General features: G+C 65.0%; 15 protein-coding genes and 1 pseudogene. 7 read left to right on the top strand and 9 right to left on the bottom strand.

Going from position 1 to position 21,664, the window contains the following annotated elements:
• Positions 1 to 18 precede the first annotated feature (18 nt).
• The 7 genes and pseudogenes from DBIPINDM_RS12830 to DBIPINDM_RS12800 all read right to left on the bottom strand — a co-directional run bounded on the left by DBIPINDM_RS12830 (position 19) and on the right by DBIPINDM_RS12800 (position 7,677).
• A pseudogene (locus DBIPINDM_RS12830) lies at positions 19 to 617 on the bottom strand (VOC family protein).
• A gap of 77 nt (positions 618 to 694) precedes the next feature.
• A complete protein-coding gene (locus DBIPINDM_RS12825) occupies positions 695 to 1,531 on the bottom strand; it encodes an ATP-binding cassette domain-containing protein (RefSeq protein ID WP_258587603.1) in 837 nt (278 codons plus the stop codon).
• Positions 1,524 to 2,402 (bottom strand): ABC transporter ATP-binding protein, encoded by an 879-nt coding sequence (locus DBIPINDM_RS12820; RefSeq protein ID WP_258587602.1) that lies wholly within the window; start codon positions 2,400 to 2,402, stop codon positions 1,524 to 1,526. The genes DBIPINDM_RS12825 and DBIPINDM_RS12820 overlap by 8 nt, the downstream gene beginning before the upstream one ends.
• Positions 2,399 to 3,241 carry an ABC transporter permease gene (locus tag DBIPINDM_RS12815; protein ID WP_258587601.1) on the bottom strand — a complete coding sequence of 281 codons (843 nt, stop codon included), beginning with the start codon at positions 3,239 to 3,241 and terminating at the stop codon, positions 2,399 to 2,401. The genes DBIPINDM_RS12820 and DBIPINDM_RS12815 overlap by 4 nt, the downstream gene beginning before the upstream one ends.
• A complete protein-coding gene (locus DBIPINDM_RS12810) occupies positions 3,234 to 4,241 on the bottom strand; it encodes an ABC transporter permease (protein WP_258587600.1) in 1,008 nt (335 codons plus the stop codon). Before DBIPINDM_RS12810 ends, DBIPINDM_RS12815 begins: the two co-directional genes overlap by 8 nt.
• Positions 4,242 to 4,461: 220 nt before the next feature.
• On the bottom strand, positions 4,462 to 5,991 hold the full coding sequence (locus tag DBIPINDM_RS12805; protein ID WP_258587599.1) for an ABC transporter substrate-binding protein: 1,530 nt from the start codon (positions 5,989 to 5,991) through the stop codon (positions 4,462 to 4,464).
• Between the two features lie 111 nt (positions 5,992 to 6,102).
• Positions 6,103 to 7,677: a phytoene desaturase family protein gene (locus tag DBIPINDM_RS12800; RefSeq protein ID WP_258587598.1), complete on the bottom strand. Its 1,575-nt coding sequence runs from the start codon at positions 7,675 to 7,677 to the stop codon at positions 6,103 to 6,105.
• A 119-nt stretch (positions 7,678 to 7,796) separates the two neighbouring features.
• On the opposite strand from DBIPINDM_RS12800, the gene DBIPINDM_RS12795 reads away from it, so the two are divergent.
• The 7 genes from DBIPINDM_RS12795 to DBIPINDM_RS43610 all read left to right on the top strand — a co-directional run bounded on the left by DBIPINDM_RS12795 (position 7,797) and on the right by DBIPINDM_RS43610 (position 18,650).
• Complete coding sequence (locus DBIPINDM_RS12795) at positions 7,797 to 8,588, top strand: cyclase family protein (protein WP_258587597.1); 792 nt, start codon at positions 7,797 to 7,799, stop codon at positions 8,586 to 8,588.
• A gap of 131 nt (positions 8,589 to 8,719) precedes the next feature.
• Positions 8,720 to 10,291, top strand: a complete 1,572-nt coding sequence (locus DBIPINDM_RS12790) for a phytoene desaturase family protein (RefSeq protein ID WP_258587596.1) — start codon at positions 8,720 to 8,722, stop codon at positions 10,289 to 10,291.
• On the top strand, positions 10,291 to 10,773 hold the full coding sequence (locus DBIPINDM_RS12785) for a MarR family winged helix-turn-helix transcriptional regulator (RefSeq protein ID WP_258587595.1): 483 nt from the start codon (positions 10,291 to 10,293) through the stop codon (positions 10,771 to 10,773). Before DBIPINDM_RS12790 ends, DBIPINDM_RS12785 begins: the two co-directional genes overlap by 1 nt.
• A gap of 60 nt (positions 10,774 to 10,833) precedes the next feature.
• Positions 10,834 to 12,987, top strand: coding sequence for an indolepyruvate ferredoxin oxidoreductase subunit alpha (locus DBIPINDM_RS12780; protein WP_258587594.1), 2,154 nt, complete (start codon positions 10,834 to 10,836; stop codon positions 12,985 to 12,987).
• Positions 12,980 to 14,566: an indolepyruvate oxidoreductase subunit beta family protein gene (locus DBIPINDM_RS12775; protein ID WP_258587593.1), complete on the top strand. Its 1,587-nt coding sequence runs from the start codon at positions 12,980 to 12,982 to the stop codon at positions 14,564 to 14,566. Before DBIPINDM_RS12780 ends, DBIPINDM_RS12775 begins: the two co-directional genes overlap by 8 nt.
• Before the next feature lie 268 nt (positions 14,567 to 14,834).
• Complete coding sequence (locus DBIPINDM_RS12770) at positions 14,835 to 18,242, top strand: acyl-[ACP]--phospholipid O-acyltransferase (protein ID WP_258587592.1); 3,408 nt, start codon at positions 14,835 to 14,837, stop codon at positions 18,240 to 18,242.
• 153 nt (positions 18,243 to 18,395) lie between these two features.
• Complete coding sequence (locus DBIPINDM_RS43610) at positions 18,396 to 18,650, top strand: GCG_CRPN prefix-to-repeats domain-containing protein (protein ID WP_416361777.1); 255 nt, start codon at positions 18,396 to 18,398, stop codon at positions 18,648 to 18,650.
• 90 nt (positions 18,651 to 18,740) lie between these two features.
• On the opposite strand, the gene DBIPINDM_RS12760 is transcribed toward DBIPINDM_RS43610, so the two are convergent.
• Both DBIPINDM_RS12760 and DBIPINDM_RS12755 read right to left on the bottom strand, forming a co-directional pair.
• On the bottom strand, positions 18,741 to 20,000 hold the full coding sequence (locus DBIPINDM_RS12760; RefSeq protein ID WP_258587590.1) for a DUF1501 domain-containing protein: 1,260 nt from the start codon (positions 19,998 to 20,000) through the stop codon (positions 18,741 to 18,743).
• Positions 20,001 to 20,046: 46 nt separating this feature from the next.
• Positions 20,047 to 21,570, bottom strand: a complete 1,524-nt coding sequence (locus DBIPINDM_RS12755; RefSeq protein ID WP_258587589.1) for a DUF1800 domain-containing protein — start codon at positions 21,568 to 21,570, stop codon at positions 20,047 to 20,049.
• Between the last annotated feature and the right edge of the window lie 94 nt (positions 21,571 to 21,664).

Here is a 21,664-nt window from a genome sequence, read left to right as displayed (position 1 = left end):
GCAAGCGCGCGCCAAGGGTTACTTTTCCGGGTTCTTCGGGCTCCACAGCACCGTCTCGGCACCCTTCTCATAGGCCATGCCGTCGGGATAGCTGATCGCTTCCAGTTGCAGTCCCCAAGGCGCCTGGAAATAGAGAATCGTCTGGCCAGCGGCGGGCCTTCCTTGACCGGCAGAGGCCCCATCCTGGTTTTGACGCCCTTGCCGTCGAGATAGGCTTTGGCAGCGGCGACGTCGTCGACATAGAGGGCGATGTGGAAGCCGCCAATGTCGCTGTTCTTCGGCGTCAGGTCTTTCTGGTCGAGCGCGGTGTATTTGAACAGTTCGATGTTCGATCCATAGCCGCAGCGAACCATGGTGACCTGTTCGATGACAGCCTTGGGATCGACGCCCAGAAGATCCTGCATGAAGGTGCCCTTGTCGTCGGCGAACGGGCCGAACGACATCGCCTTCTTGCAGCCGACCACCTCGGTGAAGAAGTCGACCGCCTGCTTCATGTCGGGGACGGTGATGCCGGTGTGATCGTGCCCGCGCATGCCTGGGATCGAATCCGCCGAGGCCATGCCAACACTGCCAAGGATGGCGGCGGCGAGCGTTGCATTGCGAAGTATCGTCTTCATGTCAGTCCTCTCCATTGGCGGGACCTGGGTCTTTGCGGTCGCATGTCCGAAACCCGCTTTTCGGCGTGCGTATGCATTCATGTCGGCGGCTTGGCTGCGGAAGGGATGTCCAGCCAGCCGGCGTCGATTTCAGGCAGTGGAATGGCTGCGATGAGATCGCGCGTGTAGCTTTGCTGCGGGTTGGCGAACAAGGCGTCCGTGGCGCTGGCCTCGACGATGACGCCTTCGCGCATGACAATCACTTGCTTGCAGAGCCGCCGGATGACAGACAAATCGTGGCTGATGAAGGCGACCGTCAGGCCCATCTCGGCCGCCAGCTTTTCCAGCAGGGTCAGGATCTGCGCCTGCGTCGACACGTCGAGGCCGGAAACGATCTCGTCGGCCAGCACGAATTTCGGCGACAGCGCCAGGGCGCGCGCAATGCCGACCCGTTGGCGCTGGCCGCCCGACAGTTCGTGGCGGTAGCGGCTGGCGAAGCTCTGCGGCAGCCCGACCCGTTGCAGCGCCTCGGCGACGCGGCCCTTCAGATTGTCGCCAAGGCCGTTCTGCTTCAGCGGCGCTGCGATGATGCTGGCAATGGTGCGGCGCGGGTTGAGCGACGACATCGGATCCTGGAAAATCATCTGCAGATTGCGGCGCAACGGCCGCAGCTCCGCCTCCGACAGATGGGTGATATCGCGGCCATCGAATGTGATGTTGCCGGCGCTCGGCTCCAGCAGGCGCACCAAGGCACGGCCGAGCGTCGACTTGCCCGAACCGGATTCGCCGACAATGCCGGTCACCGAGCCCCTCGGCAGGTCGAAATCGAGACCCTTCAGAATCTGGGCCAAAGGCGCGCGGCCGATCAGCGGCTTGCGCGTCATGTCGGGCAGCGCGACCTTCAGCCCGCGCACTGAGATGAGCGGCTCAGCCATATGGCCGCCTCCATGCCTGGTCTGCCGCCGCGATCTCGGCGGCAAGTCCGGCCAGCACGGCATCGTCTACAGGCTTCAACGAAGCGAACGGGTCGGTGTAGCGTGGCGTCGCCGCCATCAGCGCGCGCGTATAGGGGTGTTGCGGCGCGGCGAAGAGAGCAGCCGTCTCGGCCTCCTCCACCACCTTGCCGGCATAGAGCACAGAGACCTTCTGGCTGATCTTGGCGACGACGCCGAGATCGTGGGTGACGAACAGGATCGCCGTGCCGTGCTCGCGCTGCAACGCAGCGATCAGGCGCAGGATCTGCTTCTGCACGGTGACGTCGAGCGCCGTCGTCGGCTCGTCGGCGACGATCAGCCGTGGCTCGGCGGCGAAGGCGGCGGCGATCAGCACGCGCTGGCGCATGCCGCCGGAGAGCTCGTGCGGATAGCTCTTCAGCACACGCTCGGGGTCGCGGATCTGCACCTCGTCCAGCAACTGGCGGATGCGGGTGTCGGCCCTCTCGCCGCTCCAGCCGAGGATGCGCACCAGCCTGTCGGTCATCTGCGGGCCGATGCGGCGCGACGGGTTGAGCGCGGTCAGCGGATCCTGCGGGATCAGCGCGGTGCGTGCGCCGATCAGCGTGCGCCGTGCCTTCGGCTGAAGCCTGCCGAGGTCTTCGCCTTCGAGCCTCATATCGCCTTCGACAATGCGCACGCTCGACGGCAGGACACCAAGCACCGCCTTGCCGATCATCGTCTTGCCGGCGCCGCTCTCGCCGACCAGCGCGCGGACTTCGCCGGGCTGCACGGAGAGCGACACCGAGCGCAGCACGCGCTGGCCGTTCGGCAGCACGGCGCTCAGATTGGCGATGTCGAGACAGGCGCTCATCGCAGCACCGGATCAAAGCGCGTCTTCAGCGCCTCGCCGAACTGGCTGAACGACAGCACGGTCAGGATCAGCGTGACCAGCGGAAACACCAGCACCCACCATGCCTGGTGGATCGACAGCCGGCCCTCGGCGATGATGCTTCCCCAGGTCGGATCGTCGGTCGAGATCGACAGATTGACGAAGGACAGGATCGCCTCGACGATGACGGCGATGCCCATTTCCAGCGACAGGAGTGCGACGATCGACGGCACCACATTGGGCAGCACTTCGCGCAGCATGATGCCGATGCGGCCATAGCCGGCGATGCGGGCATTCTCGACATAGTCCATGCGCGACTGACCCATCGCCTCGGCGCGGATCACCCGGCAGAAGCGCGTCCAGTCGATGATCGCAATCGCAAGGATGACGGAGCTCAAGCCCGTGCCCAGCACCGCGACCAGCAGGATGGCGAACAGCACCGGCGGGAACGCCATCCAGATGTCAACGATGCGCGAGATGATGCGGTCGGCCCAGCCACCGAAATAGCCGGCGATCAGACCGAGCGTCGAGCCGACGAGGCAGGCGGCGATGGCCGCGGCAAAGGCGACGATGAAGGCGATGCGGCCGCCGAAGATCAGCCGGGACAAGAGATCGCGGCCGAGGCTGTCGGTGCCCAGCCAATAGCCGGGCTCGGCGCCATCAATCCAGAACGGCGGCAGCCGCTCCAGCATCAAATCCTGCGCCAGCGGATCCTGCGGCGCGACCAGCGGCGCGAAGATCGCCCCCAGCAGCGCCAGCAGCAGCCAGCCGCCGGCCAGCCATAGCCTCGGGCTCAATCCACGTCTTGAGGCCTTATCCATGGCGCAGCCTCGGATTGAGCAGCGCATACATCATGTCGACGGCGAGGTTGATCAGCACGAACAGCAGCGCGAAGACCAGCACGATGCCCTGGATCAGCGGCAGGTCGCGGTTGATGACGGCATCGATCGCCATGTTGCCGAGGCCTTCATAGGAAAACAGCCGCTCGACGATGACGGTGCCGCCGATGAGGAAGGTGAACTGCACGCCGACCAGCGTCAGCGTCGGCAGTGCCGCGTTCTTCAGCGCCTCGCGCAGGATGACCTGCGTTTCCGAAAACCCTTTGACCCGCGCCAGCACGACATAGTCGAGGTCGAGCACTTCCTTCAGCGACTGTTTCAGCAGCTGCGAGATGATCGCCGCCAGCGGCAGCGCCAGCGCTACCGCCGGCATCAGCATGTGCTTCAGCAGATCCCAGGTCAGGTCGAGGCGCAGGCGTAAAATGCTCTCGAACAGGTAGAACTGGGTAACGAACGGCAGGTCGAGCTGCGGCGACACGCGGCCGGAAATGTCGAAGATCGGCACCAGCACGCCGAACAAAAGGATCAGCACCAGGCCCCACAGGAAATCGGGAATGGAAAGTGCCGCACCGCTTGCGATGTCGATGCCGGCCTCCACCGCCGTGCCGCGCTCGCGCGCACCGAGGACCGCCGTGGTGCCGCCTAGCGACACCGCCATGATGAGCGCGACGATGGCCAGTTCCAGCGTCGCCGGCAGCCGATTGAAGACAAGGCCGAGCACGTCTTGCCTGAGCGAAATCGAGGTGCCGAAATCGCCCCTGACGACGCCGGACAGCCAGATGAAGAACTGCTGGACGATGGTCTTGTCGAGGCCGTAGAGCGCCCGCAACCGGGCGATGTCGGCATCCGTCGCGCCGGGCGGCAGCATCATGGCGATCGGATCGCCGGGCGCGACGCGGATCACGACGAAGACGACGACGGCCACGCCGAACAGCGTGATCAGCATCGTCAGAAGGCGGATCAGGAATCGTTGCAGGAGCATGCCGGCGTAAGCCCAGTGCGTTCAGTCACTGATGGAACGAACGGCCCCCTCATCCGGCCGCTTCGCGGCCACCTTCTCCCCGAGGGGAGAAGAGGTCGCGGACGGCTGAGCCAGTCTCTTCTCCCCATTGGGGAGAAGGTGGCCCGAAGGGCCGGATGAGGGGGCCTGCGTAAGTTGGAGAAGGCACGCCGTCTTGCGACAGCGTGCCTTTTCGTCAGTCTCAGGCCGGGGTCATCAAAGCCGGCAGCAGCGCGCCGGAAATGTGCTGCACGACATTGACCTTCTTCGAGTGCACGATCGGCTGCGCGAACTGCAGCAGCGGCAGCACATAGGCCTGCTCTGCGATGTATTTGTCGACCGCTTTCCAGCCGGCGATGCGCTTGGCCTCATCCTTCTCGCCCCAGAGCGGACCGATCTTGGCGTCGAGGTCGTCGGTCTTCCAGGACGAGTGCGGCGAGGGGCCGAACATGGCGAAACCGGTCGAGGTGGTCGGATCACCGATGGCGTTGCCCCAGTTGTAGAAGGCGGCCGGCGCCAGCTTGTGCGCGGCGCGCAGTTCATAGTGCTTGGCGATCTCGTAGACCTCGATCGTCGCCTCGATGCCGACCTTGCGCCACATGCCGACGATTGCCTGCACCATCTCGTAGTCCTTGGGCTTGAAACCCTTGGTGGTCTGGATGGTGATTTTGGCGGGCTTCTCCGGCGAGTAGCCGGAGGCGGCCAGCAATTCCTTGGCCTTCTCCGGATTGTGCTCGACCTTGATCGATGCATCGTAGGCGGCATATTCCGGCGTTTCCAGCGTCGCGATCGGCTGGCCGTAGCCGCGCAGCAACCGCTTGACCAGAAGCTCCTTGTCCACCGACATCACCGCTGCCTGGCGGACGTTCTTGTCCAGCATGGCGTCCTTGTTGTTGAAGAAGATCATGCCGATGTCGGAGACGTTCTTGCATGAGCCGGCGAGCCCGTCCTTGGCGATCAGCCGGTCATACTCCTCATAGGGGATTTCGAGTGTCACCTGCGAGGAGCCGGACTCGATTTCGGCGACACGGCTCGCCGCATCGGTGACGAACTTGATCGTCACATTCTCGAAGGCCGGCTTGCCGCCCCAATAGTTCGGATTGGCCTTGAGCCTCAGGAAGGCATTGCGCTCGAATTTTTCGACCATGTAGGGGCCAGTGCCGATCGGCGCCTTCTCGAAACCTTCGGCGCCGACCTTCTCATAGTAGGCCTTCGGCAGGATGTAGCCGGTCAGGAACGACATCCATTTGAAATAGACAGGGTCGAACTGCACCACGTCGCCTGATATCTTGTTGCCGTCGATCTTGAAGTTGTTGACGTTCTTCCAGACGAACTGGATCGGGTTGCCGGTCTTCTCGTCGCCCGCCCGCTGCAGCGACCAGACGACGTCCTCGGGCGTGAAGGGCGAGCCGTCATGCCATTTCACGCCTTCGCGCACCGTCATCGTCACCTTGGTGCGGTCGTCGTTCCAGCCCCATTCGGTGAGCAGGCCCGGCGCAAAGGACAGGTCCGGCTTCTGCGGGATGAACTGGTCGAACACCGACTGGTAGAGACCCTGGATCGTCGGGTTGACAGCGGAAGGTCCGGTGGTCGGATCCCAGGACGGCAGGTTGACGTTGTAGGCGATGGTCAGTTCGCCGGCGGCTGCCTTGGCGACCTGTGGCAGGCCGATGGCGGCCACGCCGAGTGCCGCGGCACTGTATCCGAGCAATTCGCGTCTGTTGATTGTCATGGTCGTTCCCCTTGTTGGTTATTGTCTTTGCGCGGCAATGTCCGTTCATTGGTTCAGGCTTCGTGGGCAGCAGCGCCTTGCCTCTCGTCGCCTCGATAAAATCGTCGGAGCCTACCTCCCGCCAAGCTGTTGCGCGAGCATGAAGCCCGAGGCCGCACCGGTGCCGGCGCCCGGCCATGTCGCGGCTCCCGTGAGATGCAGATTGCCGACCGGCGTGTTCCAGCCGGCATAGCCGCGCGCCGGGCGGAACAAAAAGTTCTGCGCCAGATGATGGCTGCCGCAGACCTGGTCGCCACCGACGAGGTTCGGATTCTCGCGCTCGAGGTCAATGGGCGAGAACACCGAACGGCCGAGGATTTTCGCGCGCAGGCCCGGCGCATAGGTCTCGATGATGTCGAGCACCCGCTCGGCGTAGGCCTCTTTGACCCGATCCCAATGCGCGGACGCGATCTTGCCTGCCGCATCGCCCAGGATTTCCGCAGGCAGCATGCGCACCTGTACCCACAGAACATGCTTGCCCTCAGGCGCGCGCGACGGATCGATCGCTGAGGGCTGGCCGACGACCAGCACCGGCTCGTCCGGCAGCATGCCCGCCATCGCCTGCTGATAGGTGCGCGACATCGCATCGAGCGACGGCGACAGATGCACATAGGCGAACTGGCGCAACTCGGCGCCGGCGCGCCAGTCCGGCAGATCGTTCAGCGCCAGATGGATCATCATCGTGCCCGGCGCGTAGCGGAATTTTTGCATCGCCGTATCGAAACCGGCATTGCCGGAACCGTTGGGCAGGAGCTTGCCGGTCAGCGCCTTGGGTGCGACGCCGGCGATGACCGCCTTGGTGGCGGTATGCGTCTCGCCGGATGCGAGCCGTACGCCCGTCGCCTTGCCGGCGGAAACCGTGATCTCGGCAACTTCGGCACCGGTGACGATCATGCCGCCGGCCGACGTCACCATGCCCGACAGCGCCCGGATGATGGTATCGGCGCCGCCCTTGCCCAGCACCATGCCAAAGCTCTGGTTGGTCATCGATTCCAGATAGGGAAACACGGCGCCGCCGGCGATGTCGGGCGCGAAGTCGAGATGCATGCCCCAGGTCGCGAGCGTCGCGCGCACATAAGGTGACTCGAAAGTCTCCTCCAGCCAGGCGCGGGGTGAGGACAACAGCAGCCGGCCGGTATCGAGCGCACCCGCCACACCCTTCTTGCGCCACAGGTTCCAGGCGGTGCCGGCCAGCGCGCGGGCGCTCATCGGCGAACCCAGAAGCCGGAACAGATGCTCGGCCTCCGCCGGAAACGCCGCAACCAGCTTGCGCCATATCGCGGCATCGGCGGTGGAGAAGGCGGCCATGCGCGTGGCCGTCCTTTCCAGATCGTTGCTGACGCCGAACCAGCGTCCGTCGGGAAAGGCGCTGGCGAAACAGTCGGCGACCGGCGCGAACTCCAGTCCCTGTGCTTTCAATTCATTTGCATATTTCCGGTGGAAGGCTGAGCCGGCAAACAGGCTCAGATTCATCGCGCCGAAATCGTGACGGAAGCCGGGAAGGGTGAACTCGCGGGTCTGGACGGCGCCGCCGATTGTTGCACTGCGCTCAAAAATCCCGGTTTTCCAGCCTTTGAGCGCCAGATGCGCGGCGCATGCCAGACTGTTGTGGCCCGCCCCGACAAAGATGGCGTCGAACTCGCTCACGCCCCGTTCCCATTTCCTTTATGCTTAAAGATAATTGCAGATGCATATGTTTTCGTCTAGTAGGATATTAAGGGCCGAGACGAGCCTTGATCATCACCATCAAAGAGGGAACAGAGACCATGGACACCCAAAAACTCCTCGGCGAAGTCGCCGGCCAGCTGCTGTCAGGCGCCATCAAGGTGGTCGACCTCTCGGCGCAACTCGGGCCGGACACGCCGCTGATCAAGCTGCCGCCAGAGCTCGCCGTCGACACGCCGAAGGTCGAGATCCATTCGATCTCCCGCTACGACAAGAACGGTCCGTGGTGGGCGTGGAACTGGCTGAAGCTCGGCGAGCACTCGGGCACGCATTTCGATGCGCCGCAGCACTGGATCACCGGCAAGGACTATCCGGACGGCGCCACCGACACCATTCCGGCGCAGAACTTTGTCGGCCCGGTCAATGTCATCGACTGCTCCAAGGAAGCCGCAGCCGATCACGATTTCCTGCTCACCGTCGACCACATCAAGGCGTGGGAAGCCAAGCACGGCGCCATCAACGCCGGCGAATGGGTGGTGATGCGCACCGACTGGTACAAGCGCAACGGCTCGGAAGCCGAGTTCCTCAACGCCAACGAGACCGGCCCGCATACGCCTGGCCCGACGGCGGAGGCCATCCAGTATCTGATCAGCAAGGACATCAAGGGCTGGGGCTCAGAGACGATCGGCACCGATGCCGGCAAGGCCGGTGGCATGGAACCGCCATTCCCGGCGCACACGCTGATGCACAAGGCCAACCGCTACGGGCTGGCCAGCCTCTGCAACCTCGACCAGTTGCCACCGAAAGGCGCGATCCTGATCGCGGCACCGCTGAAGATCGAGCACGGCACCGGCAGCCCGATCCGCGCGCTGGCGCTGGTGTCGGGAAAATAGAGCGAGGTGGGTCTTCGGGAGAAGATCATGCAGGTTGGCGAGGCGATAGGGAGGCACGTTGGCGGCGGTCGCGCTTTACGGCGTAGAGCGCTGACCTCGCAAGCCTACCCGCTGCCTACAGGAAATCGCCAATGAAGGCGCCCGATCACATCATCGTCGGCAGCGGCATCAATGCGCTGGTCTGCGCGGCGATGCTCGGCGCCAAGGGCGCCAAGGTGCTTGTTCTTGAGCGCAACGACCGCATCGGCGGTTGCATGCGCACCGAGGAGATCACCGCGCCCGGCTTCATCCACGATGTGATGGCGACGACCTTCGTGCTGTTCATCACCTCGCCGGCCTTTGCCGCATTGGGCGGCGACCTCGCTCGGCATGGGCTGGAGTTCTGCCACACCGGCACGCCGACCGGCGTGCTGCGGCCGGACGGCAGCCATGCCGTGCTCGGCACCGACCGCACCGCCAATGTCGCCGCCCTCAACGCGATCACGGCTGGCGACGGCGATCGGCATGCGGAGGATGTCGGCGGCATCGAGCGCAATGCCGGCCTGCTGTTCGGCCTGCTCGGCGGCAGCCTGTGGTCTTATCCCACCGCGAAACTGCTCGCTGGCGATGCCTGGCGGCGTAGCCCGCGCGGCCTTGCCGCCTTTCTTGGCGAAGCGCTGGTGCCGGCGCGCAACTGGCTGGAAAGCACCTACCAGTCCGAGACCATCCGCGCGCTTTGGGCGCCCTGGGTGCTGCATGCCGGGCTGGGGCCGGAAGATGCCTTCTCCGGCCAGATCGCCAAGGTCATCGCCTTCGCGCTCGAAGCGGCCGGCGCCCCGATCGTCAAGGGCGGGGCGAAGAACCTGCTAGCGGCTTTCGAGGCGCTGATCACCGAGCGCGGCGGTGTCATCTCCACCGAAGCCGATGTTGCCTCGATCATCCTGGCTGGAGGCCGCGCCACTGGCGTGGGGCTGGCCTCGGGCGAAACGGTTCATGCCAGCAAGAGCGTCATCTGTTCGGTCACGCCGACGCAGCTCTACGGCCGACTGCTTGGCGCGGATGCGCCCAAACCCGATATCGAGGCAACGCGGAAATACCGCTACGGCAAGGGCAATTTCCAGATCCATTATGCCCTCGACAAGCCGCCGGCATGGCGCGGCGAAGGGCTGGACAAGGTCGCGCTGCTGCATCTGACCCCGGGGCTCGATGGCGTCTCGAAAGCCTGCAACGAGGCGGCGCGCGGCATGCTGCCGGAGGTGCCGACCATCTGCGTCGGCCAGCCGCATGCGCTTGACCCGTCGCGCTGTCCGCAGGGCAAGGCGATCCTGTGGCTGCAACTGCCCGAGGCACCGCGCCACATCAAGGGCGATGCCGCCGGCAAACTGCAGGCGCCGGCCGACGGACAATGGACCGACGCGCTGCGCGAGGCCTATGCCGACCGCGTCGAAGCAATCCTCGCCAGCCACATCGACGGCTTCAAGGACAGTGTCATTGCGCGCCGCGCCTATTCGCCGGCCGATCTCGAAGCGATGAACATCAATCTGGTCGGCGGCGACCCCTATGGCGGCTCGTCCACCATCGACCAGTCCTTCCTGTGGCGGCCGTTCAAGACCAGCCGCAACCACCAGACCGGCATCAAAAACCTCTACCATATCGGCGCCTCGACCCATCCGGGTGCGGGCCTCGGCGGCGGCTCCGGCTTTCTCCTGGCGGGGAGGCTGTGATGGAACAGAAGGTCGCGGAAAAACGCCAGCGCATTTCGACCCTGGGGCAGATCGGCCTGCAGCAATTCGCGCCCTATCTGATGAACCGCATCATGGGCCGTTACAACGCCACCTTGCGCGACGATTTCCGCAAGCAGGGGCTGACCATTCCGCAGGTGCGCACGCTTGCCGTGCTCTCGGTCACCGACGGCGTCACCGTCAACGACCTCTCGGTCTTTACGGTGATCGAGCAGTCGACCTTGAGCCGCACGCTCGACACGCTGGAGGGGCAAGGCTTCGTGCGGCGCGAGCAGGGCGTCACCGACAGCCGCATCCGCCATGTCTTCCTGACCGACGATGGCCGCGCCGAATTCACCCGCGCCTGGCCGGCCATGCATGACGCCTTCGAGGCGATGTTCGACGATATCGACGACGCCGAATATGCAGCACTGATCGCGACGCTTTTGAAAATGCTGAAGAACATTCGCAAGCACGACATCTAGACCTACGCGCCGCCAATGCCTGGCGATAACGGGCTGGGCGGTAACGGAAGGATTGAAAAAATGGCCGAACGGTCTTTTGCCAAGGAAGTCGAAAAGCTCCGGCTCGGCGCCGGCGAGGAGTTTGCCGGCGAGGGCATTCTCGCCATCACCAAGGCGCTGCTGCAATGCGGCGTCGGCTATGTTGGCGGCTACCAGGGCGCGCCGATCAGCCATCTGATGGACGTGCTGGCCGACGCGCAGGACATTCTGGGCGAGCTCGGCGTGCATTTCGAGGCCAGCGCCTCGGAAGCCACCGCCACCGCCATGCTCGCCGCCTCGGTGCATTATCCCATTCGCGGCGCGGCGACCTTCAAGTCAACCGTCGGCACCAATGTCGCCTCAGATGCGCTTGCCAACCTCGCCTCCGGCGGCGTCACCGGCGGCGCGCTGATCATTGTCGGCGAGGATTATGGCGAGGGCTCCTCGATCATGCAGGAGCGCAGCCATGCCTTCGCCATGAAGAGCCAGGTCTGGCTGCTCGACCCGCGCCCCAACCTGCCGTCTATCGTCAAGGCGGTGGAAGACGGCTTCGAGCTGTCCGAGATTTCCAACACGCCCGTCATGCTGCAGGTGCGCATCCGCTGCTGCCACGTCCACGGCCATTTCATCGCCAAGGACAACAAGCGGCCGCCAATGACGGTGGCCGACGCGCTCGACGCGCCACGCCGCGACACCGGCCGCATCGTGCTGCCACCCGCCTCCTTCCTGCATGAGAAGGAGAAGGTGCAGAAGCGCTGGCCGGCGGCGGTGGACTTCATCGCCAAGAACAAGATCAACGAATTCTTCGGCTCGGACCATGGCTCGGTCGGCATCGTCATGCAGGGCGGCATGTACAATTCGGTCATCCGCGCGCTGCAGCGTCTCGGCCTCGCCGACACCTATGGCGACACGGACGTGCCGCTCTATGTGCTCAACGTCGTCTATCCCTTGATCGACGACGAATTCCTGTCCTTCTGCGAGGGCAAGCAGGCGGTGCTCGTCGTCGAGGAAGGCCAGCCCAACTACATCGAACAGGCCTTTGCCTCGATGCTGCACAAGGCCGGGCGTGGCACCAGGCTGGTCGGCAAGGAATATCTGCCGATGGCCGGCGAATACACCGGCCAGGTCATGCTCGACGGCATCGGCACTTTCCTGCGCGCCGAGGCGCCGCACCTGCTCCCGGGCGAGGTGCGCGCGCCCAACAAAGTCGGCGACGGCGTCGACACCGCCGATTTGATCAATGTCGTGCCCGGCCGTCCGCCGGGCTTCTGCATCGGCTGCCCGGAGCGGCCGATCTTTGCCGCGACGAAACTGGTCGAGCAGGAACTCGGCAAGCACCACATCGCTTCCGATATCGGCTGCCATCTGTTCTCGATCATGCCGCCCTTCGAACTCGGCGCCACCACCATGGGCTATGGGCTTGGGCCAGCCTCGGCCTCTGCGTTCAATTCGCCGGACGCCAAGCGCCGCTCGATCTCCTTCGTCGGCGATGGCGGCTTCTGGCACAACGGCCTGACCTCCTCGATCGGCAATGCGGTGTTCAACAAGAATGACGGCGTCATCGTCATCGTCGACAATTTCTACTCGGCCGCCACCGGCGGGCAGGACATCCTGTCGTCCCGCGCCGGCAACAAGACCAAGTCGACAAAGCATCCGATCACCGAGGCGGTGAAAGGCATGGGAGTCAAATGGCTCCGCCATGTCGACCGCACCTATGACGTGACCAAGATGCAGGACACGCTGCGCGAGGCGCTGACGACGGACGAGAAGGGGCCGAAGGTCATCGTCGCCTCGTCCGAATGCATGCTGAACCGCCAGCGCCGCGAAAAGCCTCTGGTCGACCAGGCGATCAAGGGGGGGACAAGGGTCGTCAAACCGAAGTTCGGCGTCGACGAGGACATCTGCACCGGCGACCATGCCTGCATGCGACTGTCCGGCTGCCCGTCGCTGTCGGTGAAGTCGCTCGACGACCCGCTGCGCGACGATCCGGTGGCGAGCATCGACCAGAGCTGCGTCGGCTGCGGCAATTGCGGCGAGGTGGCGGACGCCGCCGTGCTGTGCCCATCCTTCTACCGCGCCGATGTCGTGCACAATCCGAGCCGCTGGGATCGCTTCCTGGAATCCGCGCGCCGCGCCACCATTGGCCTGTTGCAGCGCCGCCGCGAGAGCCGGCGCCTGACCTTCGCAGATGCTTGACGCCGTCCCGCCCTTTCGTGCCAAGGCTGGCGCCCAGGATGATGAGCGGGTCATCAAGCTCGCCGTGCTGGCGGTCGGCGGCCAGGGCGGCGGCGTGCTGGCCGACTGGATCACCGATGTCGCCGAGCGCAATGGCTACGTCGCGCAGTCGACCTCTGTCGCCGGCGTGGCGCAACGCACCGGCGCGACGATCTACTATGTCGAGATGGCCCGCGACACCGGCCGCTTGCCGGTCTTCGCGCTGTCGCCCTCGCAAGGCGACGTCGATATATTGATCGCCGCCGAATTGATGGAAGCCGGCCGCGCCATCATCCGTGGTTTCGTCACGCCGGAGCGCACCACGCTGATCGCTTCGTCGCACCGCATCGCCGCCGTGTCGGAAAAGATCGAGCCGGGCGATGGCCGAGCCTCATCCTCCAAGGTGCATGCGACGGCGGAAGCGGCGTCCAAACGCTTCATCGCTTTCGACATGGAGAAGATCGCCGCCGATAATGGTTCGATGATCTCGGCCAGCCTGCTTGGCGCGCTGGCCGGATCCGATGCGCTGCCGTTCACGCGCGAAAGCTACGAGCAGGCGATCGGTGCCGGCCGTCGCGGCGTGAAAGCCAGCCTCGCCGCCTTTGGTGCTGCGTTTGACCGCGCGCGCGGCACGGCGGTGCCGTCGCCAAAGCCGGCGGAGCCGGCGATTGTCGAATCCGCCCTGGGCGCAGGGCGCGTCACCGGCCCGCAAAACCTGCTGCAAGGCTGGCAGGCGCTCGCCGCCCGCATCGACCTGATGCCGATGGCGGTGCGTGACATGGCGCTGCGGGGCCTGAGAAAGGTCGTCGACTATCAGGATATCGCCTATGGGCGGGAGTATCTCGACCGCCTGGACAAGGCCGTCGCGCTGGACAGCGCCGACCATGCCCATGCGCTGTCCATCGCCGCCGCCAAGCATCTCGCCAACGCCCTGTGCTATGACGACATGATCCGCGTTGCCGATTTGAAGACACGCTCGACGCGAGACAGGCGTGTCCGCAAGGAGGTCGGCGTCAAGGACGGCTCGATCCTGCAGGTGACCGAATATTTCCACCCCCGCATCGAGGAATTCTGCGGCACGTTGCCGGCGGGGCTCGGCAGCTACATCGAGAACCGGCCGAAACTCGCCGCCTTCCTCGACCGTCGCATCAACCATGGCCGCCGCATCCGCACCGACAGCTTTGCCGGTTTCGCAGCACTCTGGTTCATCGGCGGCCTGCGCCGCTGGCGCCGCAGCCTGCTGCGCCACAAGGTCGAGATGACCCATCTCGATCGCTGGTACGCGCTGGCGCTCGGCCATGTGCCGGCAGACTACGCGCTCGCCGTCGAAATCCTCAACTGCCGCCGGCTGATCAAGGGTTATAGCGACACCCATGTCCGCGCCCAGTCGAAATTCGACCGCGTACTCTCAGCTCTCGACCTGCTCAAGGGTCGCGACGATGCCGCCGACTGGATCCGCCGCCTGCGCGAGGCGGCGCTGAAGGACGAGAAGGGCGACATGCTCGACGGCGCGCTGAAGACAGTGGCAACGCTCGGACCAGGTCCGGCAACCGGCAACTGAGCCGCCCTGACCCTGACAGACCTCACCAGCCGCGGTTGCGTTTTCAGGCGCGGTGAACGCCGTTCATTTTTCTCTTGAACAATGTTCAAAACGTGATAGAGGGCGCTTATGAACGATGTTCATTTCTGGCAGACCAAAAGCCACGGATGGACATCAAGCGCAGTAAGGAAGTTTAACCAGCTCAAGACTATCACTGAGATTGAAACAGCGCCTGCAACCCGCAGGGCCTACCGGCACAGTCCTAGGGTCCCGCCAAATGGAAATCGCCATGAACACGCATCTGATGTTGTCCCGGCGCTTTGCGCCTCTGTTCTGGACGCAGTTCCTGTCCGCCTTCAATGACAATTTCCTCAAGAACACACTGGTGTTCCTGATCCTGTTTACGCTCGCCGCCGGCCAGGCGGCGTCGCTGGTCACGCTTGCCGGGGCCGTCTTCATGGCCCCCTTCCTGTTGTTATCAGCTCTTGGCGGCGAGATTGCCGACCGCTTCGACAAAGCCTTGATCGCCCAGCGGCTGAAATTCGCCGAGATCGCCGCCGCGGCCGTCTCTGTCGCCGGCATCGCGCTGTCGTCTATTCCCGTGTTGATGACGGCCCTTCTGATGTTCGGCATTATCTCGGCGCTGTTCGGACCGATCAAATACGGCATCCTGCCCGATCACCTCGAGCGCAAGGAACTGCCCAAGGCCAACGCCTGGATCGAGTCGGCCACGTTTGCCGCCATCCTCGGCGGCACCATTGCCGGCGGCATCGTTTCCGCCGATGGCATCGGCGTCACAGTGTTCGGGCCGATCATGATGGCCCTGGCCGTCGGCTGCTGGTTCGTCAGCCGCTACATTCCGCCAACGGGTTCGGCGGCGCCCGACCTTGTTATCGACAGGAACATCTTCCGTTCGACCTGGCGCCAGGTCAGCGAATTGCGCACCGACACGCGCATCTGGCGTGCCGGACTGATGACGTCCTGGTTCTGGCTGATCGGCGCCATCGTGCTTTCGATCCTGCCGACCCTGATCAAGGATTCGCTCGGCGGCAACGAGATCGCCGTCACCGTCTATCTCGCGGTGTTCGCTGTCTCGATCGCAATTGGCTCGGCGATTGCCGCATGGATGTCGCAGGGGCGCATCGTGCTTCTGCCCGCACCGGTCGGCACGGCGCTGCTGGCGCTGTTCGGCCTGCATTTGGCCTGGACCATCTGGAGCATGCAGCCGTCGCCCAGGGCCGAAACCCTTGGCCTGTTTTTCGCCGGGCCAAACACGATCCGCGTCGCGATCGACCTCGCCGGCATGGCCATAGCCAGCGCCTTCCTCGTGGTGCCGACCTTCGCCGCCGTGCAGGCCTGGTCGCCCGAAGCGCGCCGCGCCCGTGTCGTCGCTGCCGTCAGCATCGTCAATGCCGGCTTCATGACCGTCGGCGGCATTGTCGTCGCCGTGATCCAGACGAAAATCTCGACCGGCGGCATTCTGTTCGGGCTCGCCGTGGCCAATGCGATTGCCGCCTGGTTGATGCTGAAATTCCTGCCGACCAACGCTTTCCGTGATTTCGTCTCCATCCTGTTCCGCGCCTTCCATCGCCTGGAAGTGGAAGGCATGGAGAACCTCAAGGCGGCCGGCAAGGCGCCAATCCTGGCACTCAACCATGTCAGCTTTCTCGACGGCCCGCTGGCACTGACGCTGACTGATGAAGAGCCCGTCTTCGCCATCGACTACACCATCGCCCAGGCCTGGTGGATGAAGCCGTTCATGAAGCTCGCCCGCGCTCTGCCGCTCAATCCGGCCAAGCCGATGTCGACCCGCACGCTGATCAAGGTCGTGCAGGGCGGCGATCCACTGGTCATCTTTCCCGAAGGCCGCATCACCGTCACCGGCGGCCTGATGAAGGTCTATGACGGCGCCGCCATGGTCGCTGACAAGACCGGCTCGATGGTCGTGCCGGTGCGCATCGACGGGCTGGAGAAAAGCTACTTTTCGCGGCTGACCTCGCAACATGTCCGCCGCCGGCTGTTCCCGAAGGTCAAGGTGACCATCCTGGAACCCCTCAAGCTCGAAGTGCCGCCGGAATTGAAGGGCCGCAAACGCCGCGCCGCAGCGGGGGCTGCTCTCTATCAGGTGATGTCGGACCTCGTCTTCCGCACGCAGGACATCGACAAGACGGTCCTGGAAAAGATCATCCAGACGGCGAACGAACGCGGCATGGGAGAGCTTGCCGTGCAGGATCCGGTCACCGGTTCGTTGAGCTATGGCAAGCTGCTCACGGCGGCCGCCGTACTCGGTGAAAAATTCCAGAACCTTTATGCCGGTCAGCAGACGCTCGGCATCATGTTGCCCAACGCCAACGGCTCTTGCGCGACGCTGCTTGGCGTGATGTCGGCGGGCAAGGTGCCGGCGATGATCAATTTCACGGCTGGCGCGGCCAACATCCTGTCAGCCTGCAAGGCCGCCCAAGTCCGGACCGTGCTCACCTCGCGCGCCTTCGTTGAGCAGGCAAAGCTCGGCGCGGTGGTCGAGGAAATCGGCCGCTCGGTCGACATCGTCTGGCTCGACGATCTGCGCAAAACCGTCGGTCTCAAGGACAAGCTGCTCGGCCTGCTGCGCAAGTCGACGCCGCGCGCGCCGCGCAAGGCCACCGACCCGGCGGTGATCCTGTTCACCTCGGGCTCGGAAGGCACGCCGAAGGGCGTGGTGCTCACCCACCGCAACATCCTGGCCAATGCCGCGCAGGCGGCCTCGCGCATCGACTTCCACTCGGGCGACAAGGTGTTCAACGTATTGCCGATCTTCCATTCCTTCGGCATGACGGCTGGCACGGTGCTGCCGCTGATCTCGGGCGTGCCGGTCTATTTCTACCCGTCGCCGCTGCACTACCGCATCGTGCCGGAACTGATCTACGCATCCAACGCGACCATCATCTTCGGCACCGATACGTTCCTCAGCGGCTATGCGCGCACCGCGCACCCGTACGACTTCCGCTCGATACGCTATTGCTTTGCCGGCGCAGAACCGGTCAAAGCGTCGACGCGCATGACCTATATGGAAAAGTTCGGCGTGCGCATCCTGGAAGGCTATGGCGTCACCGAGACCGCGCCGGTGATCTCCATCAACACGCCGATGTACAACCGTTCCGGCAGTGTCGGCAAAATTATGCCCGGCATGGAATATCGTCTCGATCCGGTGCCCGGTGTCGACGATGGCGGGCGGCTGCATGTCCGCGGACCCAATGTCATGGCGGGCTATCTGCGCGCCGAGAAGCCGGGCGTGCTCGAGCCGCTGCCGGATGGCTGGCATGACACCGGCGATGTCGTCTCGGTCGACGAGGGCGGCTTCATCACCATTCGCGGTCGCGCCAAGCGTTTCGCCAAGATCGGTGGCGAGATGATTTCGCTTGCCGCCGTCGAGGCGCTGGCGGGTGAGCTGTGGAAAGGCTCGTTGTCGGCCGTCGCTTCCGTGTCGGATCCGCGCAAGGGCGAGAAGCTCATTCTCATCACCGAGGCTCCCGGCGCCACACGCGCGGATTTCCTGGCCTTCGCCAAGGCCAACGGCGCCATGGATCTGATGGTGCCAGCCGAAGTGCGCGTCGTCCCGAAAGTGCCGGTGCTTGGCTCTGGCAAGCTCGACTTCGCCGGCGTGACCAAACTGGTGCGTGGGGAGGATGCGCCAGTCGCCAAGGTCGAGGCCGCCTGATCAAGGTGATGACAAGACGACGCCGCTGAAGACCGTGGCGTCGCTTGGCGGGCGCTCTGCCGCTAACGAATATGTGATCGGACCACTCACCCGGCATTCAGCCGGGTGAGTGGTATGCTGTTCCCGGGAATGTCACCCATGGAGGACACGATCATGCTCACCAGATACATTCTGCCGATTGCTATCGCCGCAGGCACATTGATGCTGTCGAGCGTCGGCTCGCAGGCCTTGCCCATAGCAAAGCCCAGCGCCGGTTCGTTGCCAATCGAAAGCGTCGGCTGGAGATGCGGCCCTGGCTGGCACATGAACCGGTGGGGAAATTGCGTGCCCAACCGTCGTCGCGTAATAATAGTCCGGCCGGGACATTGGCGGTACCATCACCACCACCGCTGGCACCACCGCTGGTGATCACGGAGCGGAACGACGCGGCACCCGCTCCGAAGCAGTGTGGGCGTTTCCGCTAGAGGTGGCGTCCCCCTGTGATGCCACCTGGTTTCCTCATGCGACGAGATCCCGCATCGGCTTCACCGCCGTGGACTCCGGAAACACCTTGTCGCCGAGCACGGCGGCCGAGAGTCCGAACTGGTCGGCGAGCAGGCCTTTCAGCACCGCCCTGACATCGCTGGTTGGCGCCAGGTCGCGCTGTTCGTAGAGCTGAGCCGGCTTCAAGCCTGGCCAGTCGGCGATGACGCGGCCGCCCTTGATCGCGCCGCCGGCGAGCAGCACCACCGTGCCGGTGCCGTGATCGGTGCCGACCGTGCCGTTGATCTGGGCGGTGCGCCCGAATTCGGTGATGGCGACGATCGCGGTGTCCTTCCAGCGTTCACCGAGCCCTTTCTCGAATTCCTCGAAGGCGCCGTCGAGGCCGCCGAGCAGCGTGGCGAGCCGGCCTGTCGCGCCGCCTTCATTGACATGCGTGTCCCAGCCATCGAAGGCGAGTGCGGCAACGCGCGGCCCGTCATCGGCCGCGATCAGCTTGGCCGCACCTTGTGCGGCCTGCCGCATGCCGGCGGCACTGTCGAGGCCGCCCTTCGGCTTCATCGCCCCGCCCTTCGGCTTCATCGCATTGCCGCCCATCTGGTCGTCGAGCGCCATGCGATCGGCATCGAGGCCCTTTTGCAGGGCCACCGCCAGCACCGGATCGCGATGCTGGTAGAGGTCGAGAACCCGCGCCGCGAGGTCGCCGGCCGGAGCCGGCAGCGATTGCGGCGCCCAGCCGAGCACGGGAGCCGCGCCGCGGATCACCAGCGGCGTCGATGGTCCGACAGCCAGCCCGCCAAGCGTCGCCACGCGGTCACCCGCCGGCAGGTTCCCCAGCGCCCGGTTGAGCCATCCGGTGGCGACATGGCCGGGGCCGGCGAAACCGCTTTCCAGCACATCCTGGCCGTCGAAATGCGAGCGTTCGCGATAGCCCGTCGCGGCGGCATGCACCACCGCCGCCTGGTTTGCCTTGAACAGCCGCGCGAAGACCGGCATCGCCGGATTGACCGCGAAGAAACCATCGAGTGGCAGCGCTACGTGCGGGCCGGCGAGCGAGAGAGCGATGTCGCCATGCAGGCTGGCATAGTCGGGATCGCCGACCGGACCGACCGCCGACAGGCCGTCGAGCGCGCCGCGCAGGACGATGACGATCAGGCGCGGATCGCGATTGTCGGCGGCGCGGGCGAAACGCGGAAGATAGGCCCAGGCAAACAGCGCGCCGCCTGTCATCAGCACGGCGCGGCGGGATGGATGAGGTGTTTCACACAGCAGGCTCATGACTTGGTCTCCATGGGAGTTGTCGGCGCCGGACCTATCGCTCGACCTATCGTCTCTGGAATTCGGGCGCCATCAGCAACAGTGCCAGGCCTTGCTGCTTGGACTCGGCGCGGGCGATCGCTTGCCGCGTCTCCGGCGAGGCGGAAGGTCCGATGACGGCGTCGAGCATGTCGTTGGGATTGCCGATATCCTTGACCTGGCGGGCCGCCTGCCAGGCGATGTCGAGGCGGATCTTCATGCCTTCCGCCGATGCCCAGCTGTCCGCCTGGTCGGAAAAGCCGTTCGGTCCCGGCGGCTGCCAGAGCGGCTCGCCCAGCGCGTTGAGCCAGTTGAGCGACTGGCCGGGATCGTTCGCCGGACCCGGGCCGGCTGCCCGTCGGATGGCGGCGATGTAGTCGAAGGGCGATCGCATCTTGGCCAAGGGCGTCGACCAGGCCTCCGGCATGTCGATGAGGGCCGCCGCCAGTGCCCTGAGATTGCCGTCGCTCTTGGCGAAAACCTTGGCCAGGCGCGCGACCGCTGCGGGCGGCGGGTCGTCCGCTATGAAATGGCGGGCGAGCTCGGTGGCGATGTGCTGCGCCGTCGCCGGATGGTTGGCGATGTCGTTGAGTGCCGCCTCGGCCTGGCTCATGCCGCCGGCCGGATAGGTCTTGCCCAGCAGCACCGCATCGCCCGGCTCATGGGCATTGGCGTTGAAGACGGAACTGCCGGGTTCGCCCAGCCGACCTTCGCGCCCGGCCATCGTCCAGCCGGTCAGGATGCGCGCGAAGCTGGTGACATCGGCCTGGCTATAGCCGCTGCCGACGCCCAGCGTATGCAGTTCCATGATCTCGCGGGCGAGGTTCTCGTTGAGGCCGCGCTGGCGGTTCTTGCCGGCGCGGGAGTCCGGGCCGATCGACTGCTGGTTGTCGAGATAGAACAGCATCGCCGGATGCCGCTCCACCGCCATCAGCATGTCGGCGAAGCGGCCGAGCACGAAGGGCCGGATGGCTTCCCGTTCGAAGGCACCAGCGCTCGCCCGCACGATGTTGTCCTTCGCCACGGAAACGCAGAAATGGTTCGACCAGAAATAGACGAGACGTTCGACAAAGCCGGCCTCGGCCCGCAGCGCCTTGTCGAAGCGCGCCTGGGCTTCGGCGCGGAACAGCGTGGCCTCGATTGGCGGCGCGGGTTTGGCCGGAGCCGCGGGCGGCGGCACGGGTTGGGCAGGCGTGATCGGGGCCGGCGTGGCCTTCGCGGGCATATTCTGGGCAGGCATGGTCTGGGCGCTCGCCATCACTGGCTGCGCTACAGCTGCGGCCATATGCTCGCGGTCGAGCTTGCGCTGGAAATTTGCCGCCATGCTGGCCTCGATGGCTGACGTGCTGCCCAGCAGGCTCGCATAGGCCGGATCGTCAAGCGAGATCATGGCGATGTCGGATTGCCGTAGTTCCGCCTTCAGATAGCCGCGCGGGTCGCGGGCGACCCTGTCGCGGTCGCCGGGCCTTGCCCCGAGCCCGAAGCGGTTGAAAGCGACGAGGGCTGGATCTGGGGCTGGATCTGGCTGGGAATTGGGCGCAGGGGTAGCCAAGTCAGCTCTCCATTGCTTGGGCTTCCCGCGCGCGGCGCCTGAATCCCGTTCGAGCCGTTTCGTGCCTGTTCAACTGACGTCGTGGGGCCAGCGC

Source organism: Mesorhizobium sp. AR02 (genome assembly GCF_024746835.1).
Lineage (GTDB): Bacteria > Pseudomonadota > Alphaproteobacteria > Rhizobiales > Rhizobiaceae > Mesorhizobium.
Note: the sequence above shows the minus strand (reverse complement) of the source record. Positions and strands in the feature narration are given on the sequence as shown.